The sequence below is a fragment of the Niabella aurantiaca DSM 17617 genome (assembly GCF_000374125.1).
Classification (GTDB): Bacteria; Bacteroidota; Bacteroidia; order Chitinophagales; family Chitinophagaceae; genus Niabella; species Niabella aurantiaca.
Genome location: NZ_KB893647.1, coordinates 106,362 through 120,413, shown reverse-complemented (window position 1 = coordinate 120,413; position 14,052 = coordinate 106,362). Strand labels below are relative to the sequence as shown.

The window sequence follows — 14,052 nt, the reverse complement described above, 5'->3', positions numbered from 1 at the left end:
ATATACAACTTATTTCAAACATTCCGCCACCCCTCTAAAATGTTATGCACATTCAATTCACAACCTCCAAAGCCGAATCAAAACTATAGCAATCCGTTCCCCAGGTGGTCTTCATTTGCGCGTTCAATGCTGTATAGTGCTCCCCGGCGAACCGTTGGTAATCCGCTGCGGACCGGGCATAAAACTGTACGGCATAGGTAAGATCCCCGTCGTGTTCCTGACCCATTAATTTCAGGATCATTGCATCGTAAAAGCATTCCGTAGCCAGAAATGAGGGGATGTACACTTTTTTTAGCCAGACCAGCCAGCTTTCGTGCACCTCCGAAGTTACTTTAGTGGTAATATTCCATACGTAAGCCGGTTTCATCAGATCTTCAGTTTTAGGTAAACAGGGCAGTGGTCACTATGCTTTACATCCGGGTAGATCTCCGCATCCGCCACCATTTTCTTTAATGCATCGCTAACGGTGATGTAGTCGATACGCCATCCTTTATTGTTCAGCCGTACCGAGGGAAACCGCTGGCTCCACCAGCTGTACCGGTGCGGCACATCCGGGTGCACCATCCGGAACGTATCGTTAAACCCGTTCTTCAGAAACCTGGTCATCCATTCCCGCTCCTCCGGAAGAAACCCTGACGATTTTTTGTTCCCCTTCGGATCGTGAATATCGATCGCTTCGTGCGCAATATTGTAGTCGCCGCAAAGCACCAGCTTCGGATGCGTATTGCGCAAGCCGTCCAGGTAAGTATAAAGCTCATCCAGCCACATATATTTAAATGCCTGCCGCAGATCACCGCTGGTGCCGCTTGGGAAATAGGCATTGATCAGGCGCAGATCCCCGAAATCCAACTGCAGCACCCTCCCCTCCTCATCGCTGGTTTGATGGCCGGTCCCATAAAAAACATTGTCGGGCCTGATCTTTGTAAACACCGCCACACCACTGTAGCCTTTTTTCTGGGCAGAGAACCAGTGATCCTCATACCCAAGTTCCTGCAACAGCCGGGTGTCTATATCTTCCCGGGTTGCTTTTGTTTCCTGCACGCAAATAACATCGGCCGGATCGGTCTTTAACCAATCCAGAAAACCTTTTTTTATTGCCGCACGGATCCCATTGACATTATAGCTTATAATACGCATAGAGTACAGTTGATTAAACAAAACAAAAATAAAAGGATTTCGCTATTAAAAAATTATATATAGATTATATTCGTATCCCTGATAAAAGAGCATATGAACGCAAAGGAAAAGAGCAGGAGGATCAAGCGGATCATTCCGGCAAAAGAGCACGTTTATTTAGACGGACCCAAAAGCAGGACCTATGAACTGGGTTTTGCCTTTCATGTATTGTGGCAATTTTTAAAAGGATTCCGGACCCTCCATTTTGTAGGCCCCTGCATTACCGTTTTCGGATCTGCCCGCTTTAGCGAAGATCATATTTTTTATAAACAGGCGGAAGAATTTGGAAAAAGGATTGCGGAACTCGGCTTCACCACCATGACGGGGGGCGGGCCGGGCATTATGGAGGCCGCAAACAGGGGTGCTTTTGAAAACGGAGGCGAATCCATTGGCTGTAATATTAAGCTGCCCTTTGAGCAGCATTACAACAAGTACCTGACCGCAGCAGTGACTTTCGAGCACTTCTTTGTTCGTAAAGTATTGCTGGTCAAGTACAGTTACGCTTTTATCATCATGCCCGGGGGGTTTGGCACCATGGATGAATTTTTTGAAACCGTAACGCTGATCCAGACCAAGACCATTACACAGTTCCCTATCGTATTGTTTGGAACAGCGTTTTATAAGGAACTGATGCTGGCTATAGAAGGCATGGCAGCTAAAGGGACCATCTCTAAAGAAGACCTGAACCTGGTACTGCTGACGGACGACATGGACGAAGCCATGCACCACATCAGCCAGTACATCACTACAAACTATAAAATAATAAAGAAAAAATGGCGGATGCCCTGGCTGTTTGAAAAACGATAGCGGCTCCTTAATCCGTTACGCCGGAAGGCCCGATACCGTCCTTATAATGCCGTAGCCGGGTGATGTAAAAATACCGCACCACCTGCCCCATCCGGACCTGAGGAATGGTCTCCGTTCCTTCCACCCTATCAAAACTGCGGATCAGCCGGTCCCCGGGCTTCCTGTAATAATTGGACACCGTAATATAGTACGCATCGGCCCCCGCTTTCAACCCGGGGCGCTGCCGGTTGAGCCAGGCAAACTGGTGGATATCCCTTAAAGGGCCAATCGCCATAAAGGGATAATGGTACTTTCCGGAAAGATACCAGTTCATATGGGCGGCAGGAAACCAGTAATCGGAAAGAATAAAAGCAGACGGCTTCATCACTCCACGGGCAATATCCCGGCGATAGACCGCATCAAAATGGCGGGCAAAGGCTTTCCATCCGGTGAAATCCAGCGTCAGGTCGCCCTTTCCTGTTCTTAAAGCCTCCTTCGGATGAAAAGCAACCGGCAAAAAGAATGAAGCCGCCGTAATCAGGAGCACACCGGCAACAGTGAGCGCACCGGCCCATTTTACCACCCGGGGCCACAGTACCTTTTCCCGGTAACGGTGTGCGATATAGACGGCACCAAAAAACGACAATAATACGCAGGACGGTCCCGTCCAATGGGGAAGCACCTCCCGGAACCAGGAAAAGAACCATACAAGCAGCAGCAGGGGAGCGATAAAGCAAAATAACAGCAGCAGCCGTTTCCGCGGCAGCAACCTGTTTTTACAGCAGCAGACCGCTCCGGCAAAACCCAGGATATAGCAAATGGGATTATTATAGGCCATTTCACCCAATACCTCCCGCAAAAAGCGATCTGCGCGCACCGGAAAATGGTGGATGGCAACCCGGTCTGCATGGTACCCGATTCCGGCACCCCCGTTGTTCAGGTTCCAAAACACAATAGGAGCGGCAATAACGGCTGTAACCAGCAGCGACAGATACATGCCCGGTTCTTTAAACCAGGCGCTCCGGCAACAGAGCATATAGCAGCCCAGCCCGGCCCATAATAAGACGCCGCTCACTTTGCTCATAACCGCCAGACCACCCGCCAGGCCAAAAAGCAGCCATAACCCGTGGCGCCGGCGCCGCTCTGTGCAGGCATCCAGGTGCAGCACCAGCAGTATTCCGGACAACCAGAACAATAACAAAGGGGCATCCGGCATGATCATAAACCCGCTGATCATGCTGCCGTAAACCGATGCGGTAAAAAGCAGCGCCGCTATCCAGCCCGTATAAGCATCGCCCAGCTTCCGGCCGATCATAAACATCAGCCATATCTGCATACCACCGATCGCAATAAAGCCCGAACGCAGAAATACCTCGTGCCGCAGCAGCAGGTTTGCCGAAAAACATTTGATGACCAGGGCAGTCAACGGAGGATGATCAAAATAGTTCCACTGCAGCTGTTGTGCGTATGTGAGATAATACACTTCGTCATTCCCCAGCTGTAAAACTGCAGATAACAGCAGCTTACTGAAAACAACACCCGCAATAAGATACCCCACCTTTTTCTGAAAGGGCTTCATAAAGACCATTTAAGCCGGCACACCGTCTCCGCCGGGCAACGTCCTTCTTTTTCTGAGCCAGAAGGGGCATTGTACAAATGCATATACGATAACGGCGGTAGTTCCCCCGATCAGCATTCCGGCAAACACATCCGGCAAAAAATGCTGCCCCAGATAGATCCGCGAGTACCCGGCCATGCAGGCCAGAAAAAAGAGCAGCAACCGGACCCCGAGGTGCCGGATATGCAAACAACACAGCAGCGCCAGCGCAAAGGCAGACGTTGTATGCCCGGATGGAAAACTGTTATAACCTGAATGCGTAACGCCCTCAATAAAATGATGGTAGGTTTCCGTTCCCAATGCCGCCATGGGTCTTGGCAAATGCACTGCTTTTTTTAACAGCTGCGCGATGAGGCCGGAGACCAGGAAGGCCAGCAAGATGCGGAATGCCAGTAAGCGGTTGTTGAGAAAAAAAAGGAATAATACCAGGAAGAGGGAGAATAACCCGTCGCCGATATAGGTATAGACCGTAAAAAAATCATCCAGCGCCTTGCAGTGAAAAAAATTCAGCCAGAAAAAACTATGCTCTTTGCGTATCAGTATGCTGGGGAAGGCCACTCCAATGATAAACAGCAACAGGAAGCCGGCAAATGTCCTGTTCTGATCGATAAGACTCCGGAAGTACTGCATATGCGGGGTATTTGCCGTCAAATCTATCCCTCCAATATTGCCTCTGTATGAATTCCGGAAACTTAACAAATTGGTAAAGCGTTGCCTGCCGCATCGCACCAACTGAATGCGGAAAGCGCACAGGATCTGCACATGGCAACATCCGGGCAGACGCATTTAAATATATACAAGAGCGGTCAGCCCGGCCCTGTGAAACGTATTTTTTGGAGCCTGCGAGGTGCAAAGGCGGTAAGCTGTTATCGATGATATATAAACCCTTCCAGCTTTCCCCAGCTTCCCGGCTATTTTGGAGATGGAATGCGTCTGCCCTGGTTTCCGCACAAAGAAACGGATGGAACTCGCAGTAAAATAGTACCTTTAAACGCCCGATATCTTTTAAAAAAAATTTAGTCTCTATGCGGATCCTTTTCGTGGTTCTCTTCTCAGTTGTCGCTTTCTGTTCCAATGCACAGGAAAAATTTCCGCGGAAATGGGTGCAGTTGTTTAACGGAAAAGACCTTTCCGGATGGACACCCAAGATCACCGGCTATGCCTATGGTGATAATTTCGGGAATACCTTCCGGGTGGTCGATAAAAAGATAACCGTTAACTATGACCATTATAAAACCTTTGATGACCGCTTTGGTCATCTGTTCTATAAAACGCCCTTCTCCTATTACCTGCTGGCTGTTGAATACCGTTTTGTAGGCAAACAAAATACCGGCGCGCCGGGCTGGGCTTACAAGAACAGCGGCGTTATGATCCATTGCCAGCCACCGGCCACCATGGGCAAGGACCAGGATTTTCCTATTTCGATCGAAGTACAATTGCTGGGGGGCGACAGTACGGGAGAAAGAACCACCTGTAATTTATGCACTCCCGGTACCAATGTGGAAATGAACGGAAAGTTGGTCACACAGCATTGCATCAACTCCACATCGAAGACCTTCCGCAATGAAACATGGGTACGCGCAGAAATACTGGTGCTGGGCGATTCGGTGATCAAACATATTGCTAACGGCGATACGGTGCTGGTATATCAGAAACCCCAGGTTGGGGGCGGCAGCGTAACACATTTTGACCCGGCTGCAAAAAAAGATGGCCAGCTGTTGAATTCCGGTTATATATCCCTTCAAAGCGAAGGACACCCGGTAGAATTCAGGAAAGTAGAGATCATCGATCTGAGCCCCTACTATAAAAAAAGATCCGGAGCGGCTAAGAAATAGGTCAGGTTAAATACGCATACGCCGGCAGGCAAATATCCGCATGATGCGCCACCTCTTTATACTTTTATTGTTCCTCATGACGTTGGCCTCCTGCAGCAGGAAGGTTACAGAAACCGGGAAAGCCTCTTATTATGCCGATGTTTTTAAAGGCCGGAAAACCGCGAGTGGTGCAGTTTTCCGTCAAAATAAAAAGACCGCAGCGCACCGGAGCCTGCCCTTTGGTACAAAAGTGAGGGTGCGCAATCTGAAAAACGGCCGGAAAGTGACCGTAAGGATCAATGACCGCGGACCATTTGTGCAGGGACGTATCATTGATCTCAGCAAAAAGCCGGCAAGAAAGATCGGGATGCTCAACGATGGAGTTGTACCGGTAAAAATAACCTACAAAAAAAAGTAGCCGCCGGGCTTATAACTCCGGCGGCATGGGTTTAGAGGATCCGGACAGGCGCATTACCCGGAGCCCGGACGCACAAATACGTACATCTATTTGATAATCAATTATTTGTTTTCAAGAGAGGGATTCGAATGCAGCTTTCGCATATAAAAATAATGCTTATCCCGGGACCTGCTGCATAAAAGTTTTGCGCGGCCATCGGGAAAAAACCACCTTATAAACTTTTCCCGTAGCTATATTTATTTCAGCAATACCATCTCCCATCCAGATAAAAAAACATTTACTCTTTCTTTTTTGCCTAAATTTTGTTTGATTTTTTTTTCTTGACTAAATTTTTAAAATAAGTTTATCTATTTTCGGGAGGATAACGAAAACAGACTGATCATGAAATCAAAAACGATTGCAGAGCGTGAACAACCTCTGCTGCTTTCGGAAAGCAGGAAGAAATATCTTTTTAAGGTACGGCTGCTTCAGTATTTATACGAGGTGAATGCCGCTTCGGTGGGAGAGATCTGTAAAGCGCTTGCCATCAGCACACCTACCACGCTTAAATTACTGGGGGAACTGAACAGGGAGAACTGGATCGAAAAAAGAGGATTTGGAAAGTCGATGGGCGGCAGAAAGCCCGACCTTTTTGGTCTCAGACCCGGGTCGCTGTACACACTCTGCATTGACATTGAACTGTTCAGCATAAAGATGGTGATCATGGACAATGCCCATATTGAAAGCACGCCCATTGTTACCACGGCACATACCTTGTCCAAAGACCGCCAGGAAATAGACCAGGTACACCAGATGGCGGTTGCGCTGCTGGAGCAATCGGGTATTGACAAAAGCCGCCTCATCGGCGTAAGCATCGGAATGCCGGGGCTGGTAGACTCCTTTAAAGGCGAGAACTACAGCTACCTTACCAGCGATGCGCCGGGAAAAACCCTGCAGCGCTCTTTTGAAGAAAAATTCAACCTCCCTGTGGTACTGCAGAACGATGTAAAAGGAACGGCATTGGCCGAGCTGCGGCACGGACAGGCCTTGGGAAAGAAGAATGCGCTCGTATTGCTGATGGACTGGGGCGTAGGACTGGGCATTATTATGGACGGAAGGGTGCGGCAGGGCGCTTCGGGCTTCTCCGGGGAGATGGGTCATATCCCTTTTATTGATAACGGCGATCTCTGTTACTGCGGCAAGCATGGCTGCCTGGAAACGGTTGCATCGGGCCTTGCCCTGGCCAAAATGGCCAAAGAAGGCATCCTCTCCGGCAAGAACTCCATACTGGCGGAACTATCGGAAAAAGAGATCGATAATATAGAGGCGGAAGTGGTCATAAAGGCCGCCAACCGGGGCGACCAGTATGCGATCAAATTGCTGTCCAATATCGGCACGAATATGGGCAAGGGTATTTCCACCCTCATCCAGCTGTTTAACCCGGAGCTGATCGTGCTTGGTGGCAAGATCGCAGAAGCCAGGCAGTACATCACTTTACCCATGCAACAAGCCATCAACACTTATTGCATGACACAGATCCGTGAAAAGGCCTCGATCGTGTCTTCGGAACTGGGAAAGAACGGGCGCCTGCTGGGATATGCTACCGCCTCTTTTGATCACTACTTTGATTCTTTGCTGAAGGAGCTGGAAGGATAATCTCAAGAGCCTGTTTTATAGTTAAAATGATCTGTACCGATCCCACAGCCGGGGCAGGCTGATGCCCATATAAAATTCCGGAATCCATGCCCGGGAAGTGGTGCGCCGTTATTCCAGTACCGGCCGTAACCAGCGCCGCAGGTCATCCTCCGGCATTTCTTTCCGCTGTACATAATCCAGGAATTGGTCTTCCTGAATTTTGCCCACGCCGAAATATTTACTTTCCGGGTGGCTGAAATACCAGCCGCAAACGGAAGAAGCCGGATACATCGCCAGCGCTTCCGTCAGGTGAATGCCTGTTTGCGCTTCCCCGCCCAGCAGCTGGAACAACTTATACTTTTCAGTATGATCCGGGCAGGCCGGGTAACCGGGCGCCGGGCGAATACCCTGGTATTTTTCCTGGATCAGTTCTTCGTTGGAAAGGGTTTCCTCTTTTACGTACCCCCACAATTCCTTCCGCACCTTTTCATGCAGCAACTCTGCAAAGGCTTCCGCAAACCGGTCCGACAGCGCCTGCAGGTTGATCTTATTGTAGTCGTCATTCTGGGCGATGAACCGTTCCAGGTGTGGCTCAATGCCATGAATGGTTACGGAAAAAGCACCCATAAAATCGCCCCCCTGTCCCCCGGAGGGGGTACTTAGATTGTTATCTGCCGCTATTTCGCTGCTGCGCGGGGATGGGCATATAAAATCCGCCAGGCTCAGATTGGGCTGGCCGGCGGCTTTTTTTATCTGCTGCCGCAGGAACTGCAGGGGTATGGTTTCCGTTTCACTCTTATGCACCAGCACCGTATCACCGGCGGTCTTATGCACCGGCCAGAACCCGGCGGTTCCCTGTGCGGTCAGCCACTTTTCTGCAATGATCTGGTCCAGCATTTTATTGGCATCATGATACAGTTTTGTGGCCTCCTTTCCAATTACAGGATCTTCCAGGATCTGCGGGAATTTACCGTGCAGCTCCCAGGAGATAAAGAACGGCTGCCAATCGATATACTTACGGATTTCGGACAGATCATAGTTCTCAAATGTGCGCACACCTGTAAAAGAAGGCTGCACCGGTTCAAACCCCGTCCAGTCAATGGCGGCCTTATTTTGCTGCGCGTTTTCAAATGACAGGAACTCCTTCACCTTTTTCTTGCTGGCAAAATCCGCTGCCAGCTTGGTATATTCCGCCTTAATGTTTTCCAGGAACTGCGGCTTCTGCTCCGGGTTTAACAGGGAGCCCGCCACGGTCACACTGCGGGAGGCGTCCAGCACATGCACGACCCCTTTATCAAACTGTGGTGCGATCTTTACAGCGGTATGCATGCGCGATGTAGTAGCACCGCCGATCAGCAGCGGCTGTGGCATATTCCGGCGCTGCATTTCATGCGCCACGTTCACCATTTCATCGAGGGAAGGCGTTATCAGGCCGCTGAGGCCAATGATATCTGCCTTTTCTTTCTCCGCGGTGTCCAGTATTTTATCCGTGGGCACCATTACGCCCAGATCAATGATCTTATACCCGTTGCAGGCCAGCACCACCCCTACGATATTCTTGCCGATATCATGCACGTCTCCTTTTACGGTGGCCAGCAAAATGGTGGGGGCTGCCTCCTCGTCAATGTCCGGGTTCGCCAGCTTTTCTTCTTCAATGAACGGCGTCAGCCAGGCCACGCTTTTCTTCATCACCCGGGCACTTTTTACCACCTGGGGCAGGAACATTTTGCCCGCCCCAAACAGGTCTCCCACCACATCCATGCCGGCCATCAGCGGACCTTCGATCACCTCCAGCGGGCGTGGGTATTTTAAACGCGCTTCCTCTGTATCGCCATCGATATAATCCGTGATACCATTTACCAGTGCGTGTTTCAGCCGTTCTTCCACTGAAGTGCTCCGCCAGGCCAGGTCTTTTTTCTCTGTTTTTCCGGATGCTTTTACGGTTTCTGCAAAAGCCAGCAGCTTTTCGGTAGCTTCATTATTTTCATTGTTCCGGTTGAGGATCACATCTTCACACAACTGGCGCAATTGTGGCTCGATCTCGTCGTACACCGCCAGCTGTCCGGCATTCACAATGCCCATATTCATCCCCGCCTTTATGGCATAGTACAGGAATACCGCGTGCATGGCTTCGCGTACCGGCTCATTTCCCCTGAAGGAGAAGGAAAGGTTGCTTACGCCACCGCTGATGCTTACGGCCGGCATCCGCTGCTTGATCTCTTTTACCGCCTCAATAAAATCCACACCATAGTTATTGTGCTCCTCCAGCCCCGTAGCGATCGCAAAAATATTGGGATCGAAGATAATGTCCTGGGGAAGGATCCCCACTTTTTCCGTAAGGATCTTATAGGCGCGGTGACAGATCTCTACCTTCCGCTCTTGGGTATCGGCCTGTCCCTGCTCATCAAAGGCCATTACCACCACAGCAGCACCAAAACTCTTACAAATGACCGCCTGTTCTATAAACTTCTCTTCTCCTTCCTTCATGGAAATCGAGTTCACGATACACTTCCCCTGCACACATTTAAGCCCGGCCCGGATGATCTCAAATTTCGAAGAATCGATCATTACCGGCACTTTTGCAATATCCGGTTCGCTTTGCACCAGGTTGATAAAAGTGGTCATTGCCTGCACACCGTCCAGCAGGGCATCATCCATATTGATGTCGATGACCTGTGCCCCGTTCTCTACCTGTTGCCGCGCCACACTCAGCGCTTCCTCATATTTATTGTCCCGTATCAGGCGTGCAAACTTCTTGGAGCCGGTAACATTGGTGCGCTCTCCAACATTTATAAAGTTAGATTCCGGCCGTACCACCAACGGTTCCAGTCCTGAAAGACTTAAATAAGCATGGATCTTTGTAATTTCTGACATGAACATTCATTTGGACCACAAAGGCTCAAGGCTCAAAGTGGTGCTAAGATTTTATAATATCATTTGTCCGTTCTGCACGAGCCTTTAGCTGTATTCCACTACCGGCAGCGCTCTTGGAGTCACTCCGTTCACCGCTTTGGCTATTGCCGCTATATGCTCCGGTGTGGTACCGCAGCATCCGCCTACAATGTTTACATAGCCCTCCTTTGCCCAATCTTCAAGGAACCCCGCTGTTTGTTCGGGCAGCTCATCATACTCACCCATTGCGTTGGGCAGGCCGGCATTGGGGTAGGCAGACACATAGCAACCGGCTAAATGCGCCAGTTCACTCACATGAGGCCGCATCTCCTTTGCGCCCAGGGCACAGTTCAGTCCAACACTCAGCGGGCTGGCATGCGCTACCGAAATGTAAAAGGCTTCCAGGGTTTGCCCGCTCAGGGTCCTGCCCGAGGCGTCGGTGATGGTACCGCTGATCATAACGGGTGCACCGTCGCTCCCGTTCCCGAACCGTTCTCCCTTTTCGGGGTAATCGCGGAAGAATTGCTTTGCAGCAAAGATGGCGGCCTTGGCATTGAGCGTATCAAAAATGGTCTCGATCAGTAACACATCCACCCCACCATCTACCAGTCCGCGGATCTGCTCAATATAGGCATTTACCACGTCATCGAAGGTTACCGCACGGTAACCGGGATTATTGACATCCGGGGACAGGGAAAGCGTTTTATTCAGCGGGCCGATGGCGCCGGCAATGAATTTTGGACCCGTTCCGGGGTTTTCCGCAACGAAGGCTTCAATAGCCTCGCGGGCGCATTTTACCGACGCCACGTTCAGCTCATAGGCCAGGGATTGCATGTCATAATCGGCCTGCGCGATGGAAGTAGAGCTGAAGGTATTGGTTTCGATGATATCCGATCCGGCAGCCAGGTATTCTTTATGGATCCCTTTGATGATGTCCGGGCGTGTAATGCTCAGCAGGTCGTTATTGCCCTTTACATCGGTATGCCAGTCTTTAAACCGTTCCCCGCGATAATCCGCTTCCGTTAATTTGTGTCGCTGGATCATGGTGCCCATAGCGCCGTCCAATACCAGTATCCGCTGTTGTAACAGTTTCTTTATTTTGCTCATGGTACAAAATTTTAACGCGTGTAATTAAAAATTACCGGGATCTGTAACTAAAAATAAACGTGGGAAATCTTTGGTGGGAATTCTAACGTTTATTAGTTCAGATTTTTAAACAGGCTGAACAATAAACAAATCCGCCTGCGGGTGCAAAGGTAGGTATTTTCGGGATATGAGATCTGAGAATCGAGAATTGAGATACTGAGCGGGACTTTAGGTCTTCAGCTGTCATCCCCGGTTCCGGAGCGAACCTTAAACCTGAAACTTCAAACCCTCCCGGCTACCGGCTCATGTATTTTTCTACCGGTAACCGGTTCTGTAAGCTGCGGCCAAGCGTTAATTCATCCGCGTACTCCAGCTCGCCGCCAAATGCAATTCCCCGCGCAATGGTGGTGATCCGTACCGGTTTGCCCTGCAGCTTCTTTTGGATATAGTAAATCGTGGTATCGCCCTGGATGGTAGGGTTGAGCGCAAAAATGAGCTCTTCGGTCCTTTCGTGCTCCACCCGGTGCAGCAGGGAGCCGATGTTCAGCTGATCGGGGCCCACCCCATCCAACGGGGAAATAACCCCGCCCAATACATGATAGGTACCATTATACTGCTGGGTGGTTTCAATCGCAATCACATCCCGGATCGTTTCTACAACACAAATGGTATGCTGCTGCCGGTGTGAGTTGGAGCAAACGGCACAAAAATCGCCATCAGCCACGTTGAAGCACCGTTTGCAAAAACAGATCTCTTTTCGCATGCGGTCGATGGTTTCACTGAACCGGCTGACCACCCCCGGCTCCTGGCGTAACAAATGCAATACCAGCCGCAGTGCCGTTTTTTTGCCAATGCCCGGGAGCTTTGCAAACTCATTTACCGCTGATTCCAATAAACCGGAAGAAAACTGCATCCTGCAAAGATAAAAAAAGAGCGGCTGTATCAAAAGTTTTACAGCATGCGATCACTTTGCGGCTGTAGATAAGGCATCTGTTTTTTGATGCCGGCCGCTCCGTGGCAAACGGAAGGGCAATAAGGGCCGGGATACCGCCGCTGTTCACCGGACCCCGGGAGCAGAAACACGAACAACCGTTAGCAAGAGTTGGTTAGCGGGATAAAAATTTACAGATATTAACAATCACAAAGCACCAGGGAAAGTTTCATTTTCCGCAAAAGCAATTATGTTTGCAATTCATATGCAAGTAAAGAGTCTCGCTGGTTTGTTTTTTGCTGCTGCAGCCGTCATCCTGCTTATTTATTCCGGTGGCGGGTGTGCCAATGTTATTGCCCCCAGTGGTGGTCCCAGGGATTCCCTGCCGCCCCAGATCGTGCGGGCAGATCCCCCGAATGAAACCAAACACTTTGACCGGCAAAAGATCACCTTTTATTTTAATGAGTACGTGGATCTGAACGATGTGTATCAAAACCTGGTCGTATCCCCGCTTCCAAAAAATATACCGCAGGTGGACCGCAAATTAAAAACGGTTACGGTACGGTTAAAGGACAGTCTTAAAGAAAACACCACCTACGTGCTCAATTTTACCAACGTGATCAAAGACATCACCGAGGGCAATAAAGCCAAGGATATGCTTTACGTGGTAAGCACCGGGGACTATTTTGATTCGCTTCAGCTAAGCGGCAATGTAAAAATGGCCCAGACCGTAAAGCCGGACTCTACATTAACCGTAATGTTGCACTCCAACCTGGAAGACAGTGCCGTTTTTAAGCAGAACCCGGATTATATTGCCAAACTGGATAGTTCCGGCAACTTTTTGTTTCGTTACCTGAGGCCCGGTACCTACCGGCTTTATGCATTAAAAAGCGAGGGTGGCATGTATATGTACACCAGTAAGCAGCAGGTCTTTGCATTTGCAGATTCCGCTATTGTTGTAGGCACCGTTCCGCCGCCGCCCGTCCGGCTATATGCATATGCCGAGGAAGAAGCCGAGAAGCAGGCCGGCGCCGGCACTGAGACAGAGCCGGATAAAAAAGAGAAGCGCCTGAAGTTTCAGACCAATCTGCAGGCACAGCAACAGGACCTGCTGGCACCGCTGCAGTTTGTTTTTCCTTCCGCTTTAAAGGATTTTGCTCCTGAAAAAATGGTACTGACCACTGACAGCACTTATACCCCCGTTACAGGGTATAAATTTACGCTTGACAGCACCCGGAGAATCCTTACGATGAATATCCAGTGGAAGGAAGGCACTCCTTATAACCTGATCCTGTCAAAGGATTTCGCTTCAGACAGCCTGGACCGCGGGTTACTGAAGCCCGACACGCTGAAGTTCATTACCAGATCGCGTAAAGATTACGGGCAGGCGCGGATCACGTTCAATAACCTTGACACATCCGTTCACCCGGTATTGCTCGTTTCCCAGGGCAGCACACTGAAAAACGCATTTCCACTGTACACGCTGAATGGCAATATCCTGGAAATTGATCTTTATACACCCGGGGATTATGATTTGCAGGTGCTGTTTGACAAGAACCGGAATGGAAAATGGGATCCCGGTTCGTTTGATAAACATATTCAGCCGGAGATCATCGTACCGCTCGACCGGAAGCTTAATTTTAAGGCAAACTGGCTGCTGGAACCCGAGATCAACCTGAAGCCGCCGCCGAAATAGTTTCTTGTTCCATGTCTGAAG

General features: G+C 49.9%; 12 protein-coding genes. 5 read left to right on the top strand and 7 right to left on the bottom strand.

The genetic code is table 11. From position 1 onward, the window contains the following. Positions 1 to 52: 52 nt before the first annotated feature. Both B160_RS0124975 and B160_RS0124970 read right to left on the bottom strand, forming a co-directional pair. Positions 53 to 367, bottom strand: coding sequence for a DUF4286 family protein (locus B160_RS0124975; RefSeq protein ID WP_018630697.1), 315 nt, complete (start codon positions 365 to 367; stop codon positions 53 to 55). Continuing rightward, positions 367 to 1,137 carry an exodeoxyribonuclease III gene (locus B160_RS0124970; RefSeq protein WP_018630696.1) on the bottom strand — a complete coding sequence of 257 codons (771 nt, stop codon included), beginning with the start codon at positions 1,135 to 1,137 and terminating at the stop codon, positions 367 to 369. Before B160_RS0124970 ends, B160_RS0124975 begins: the two co-directional genes overlap by 1 nt. A gap of 93 nt (positions 1,138 to 1,230) precedes the next feature. On the opposite strand from B160_RS0124970, the gene B160_RS0124965 reads away from it, so the two are divergent. Beyond that, entirely contained in the window at positions 1,231 to 1,983 is a 753-nt protein-coding gene (locus B160_RS0124965) for an LOG family protein (RefSeq protein WP_018630695.1), read from the top strand. Between the two features lie 7 nt (positions 1,984 to 1,990). Here B160_RS0124965 and B160_RS0124960 read toward each other — a convergent pair whose 3' ends face one another. Beyond that, positions 1,991 to 3,541, bottom strand: a complete 1,551-nt coding sequence (locus B160_RS0124960) for an ArnT family glycosyltransferase (protein WP_018630694.1) — start codon at positions 3,539 to 3,541, stop codon at positions 1,991 to 1,993. Positions 3,542 to 3,550: 9 nt separating this feature from the next. Further along, entirely contained in the window at positions 3,551 to 4,210 is a 660-nt protein-coding gene (locus tag B160_RS30100) for a phosphatase PAP2 family protein (protein WP_169540129.1), read from the bottom strand. A gap of 395 nt (positions 4,211 to 4,605) precedes the next feature. Between B160_RS30100 and B160_RS0124950 the strand changes: the two genes are divergently transcribed. The 3 genes from B160_RS0124950 (at position 4,606) to B160_RS0124935 (ending at position 7,447) form a co-directional block, all read left to right on the top strand. Then, a complete protein-coding gene (locus B160_RS0124950; RefSeq protein WP_018630692.1) occupies positions 4,606 to 5,415 on the top strand; it encodes a 3-keto-disaccharide hydrolase in 810 nt (269 codons plus the stop codon). A gap of 40 nt (positions 5,416 to 5,455) precedes the next feature. Next, positions 5,456 to 5,812, top strand: coding sequence for a septal ring lytic transglycosylase RlpA family protein (locus tag B160_RS0124945; protein ID WP_157558222.1), 357 nt, complete (start codon positions 5,456 to 5,458; stop codon positions 5,810 to 5,812). Between the two features lie 381 nt (positions 5,813 to 6,193). Continuing rightward, entirely contained in the window at positions 6,194 to 7,447 is a 1,254-nt protein-coding gene (locus B160_RS0124935; protein WP_018630689.1) for an ROK family transcriptional regulator, read from the top strand. A 108-nt stretch (positions 7,448 to 7,555) separates the two neighbouring features. Here the strand turns inward: B160_RS0124935 and metH are convergent, their stop codons facing one another. The 3 genes from metH to recR all read right to left on the bottom strand — a co-directional run bounded on the left by metH (position 7,556) and on the right by recR (position 12,317). Next, positions 7,556 to 10,300 (bottom strand): methionine synthase, encoded by a 2,745-nt coding sequence (metH, locus tag B160_RS0124930; protein WP_018630688.1) that lies wholly within the window; start codon positions 10,298 to 10,300, stop codon positions 7,556 to 7,558. 84 nt (positions 10,301 to 10,384) lie between these two features. After that, positions 10,385 to 11,425 (bottom strand): homocysteine S-methyltransferase family protein, encoded by a 1,041-nt coding sequence (locus tag B160_RS0124925; RefSeq protein ID WP_018630687.1) that lies wholly within the window; start codon positions 11,423 to 11,425, stop codon positions 10,385 to 10,387. 274 nt (positions 11,426 to 11,699) lie between these two features. Continuing rightward, entirely contained in the window at positions 11,700 to 12,317 is a 618-nt protein-coding gene (gene recR, locus B160_RS0124920) for a recombination mediator RecR (protein ID WP_026310011.1), read from the bottom strand. Positions 12,318 to 12,600: 283 nt separating this feature from the next. On the opposite strand from recR, the gene B160_RS0124915 reads away from it, so the two are divergent. Next, positions 12,601 to 14,031 carry an Ig-like domain-containing domain gene (locus B160_RS0124915; protein ID WP_040680480.1) on the top strand — a complete coding sequence of 477 codons (1,431 nt, stop codon included), beginning with the start codon at positions 12,601 to 12,603 and terminating at the stop codon, positions 14,029 to 14,031. Positions 14,032 to 14,052: the final 21 nt, after the last annotated feature.

Excerpts from the sequence above, each read along its gene's own strand:
- B160_RS0124950 (WP_018630692.1), top strand. The coding sequence starts at position 4,606 with ATGCGGATCCTTTTCGTGGTTCTCTTCTCAGTTGTCGCTTTCTGTTCC.
- B160_RS0124970 (WP_018630696.1), bottom strand. The coding sequence starts at position 1,137 with ATGCGTATTATAAGCTATAATGTCAATGGGATCCGTGCGGCAATAAAA.
- B160_RS0124945 (WP_157558222.1), top strand. The coding sequence starts at position 5,456 with ATGATGCGCCACCTCTTTATACTTTTATTGTTCCTCATGACGTTGGCC.
- B160_RS0124925 (WP_018630687.1), bottom strand. The coding sequence starts at position 11,425 with ATGAGCAAAATAAAGAAACTGTTACAACAGCGGATACTGGTATTGGAC.
- recR (WP_026310011.1), bottom strand. The coding sequence starts at position 12,317 with ATGCAGTTTTCTTCCGGTTTATTGGAATCAGCGGTAAATGAGTTTGCA.
- B160_RS30100 (WP_169540129.1), bottom strand. The coding sequence starts at position 4,210 with ATGCAGTACTTCCGGAGTCTTATCGATCAGAACAGGACATTTGCCGGC.
- B160_RS0124960 (WP_018630694.1), bottom strand. The coding sequence starts at position 3,541 with ATGAAGCCCTTTCAGAAAAAGGTGGGGTATCTTATTGCGGGTGTTGTT.
- B160_RS0124975 (WP_018630697.1), bottom strand. The coding sequence starts at position 367 with ATGAAACCGGCTTACGTATGGAATATTACCACTAAAGTAACTTCGGAG.
- B160_RS0124935 (WP_018630689.1), top strand. The coding sequence starts at position 6,194 with ATGAAATCAAAAACGATTGCAGAGCGTGAACAACCTCTGCTGCTTTCG.
- B160_RS0124965 (WP_018630695.1), top strand. The coding sequence starts at position 1,231 with ATGAACGCAAAGGAAAAGAGCAGGAGGATCAAGCGGATCATTCCGGCA.
- B160_RS0124915 (WP_040680480.1), top strand. The coding sequence starts at position 12,601 with ATGCAAGTAAAGAGTCTCGCTGGTTTGTTTTTTGCTGCTGCAGCCGTC.
- metH (WP_018630688.1), bottom strand. The coding sequence starts at position 10,300 with ATGTCAGAAATTACAAAGATCCATGCTTATTTAAGTCTTTCAGGACTG.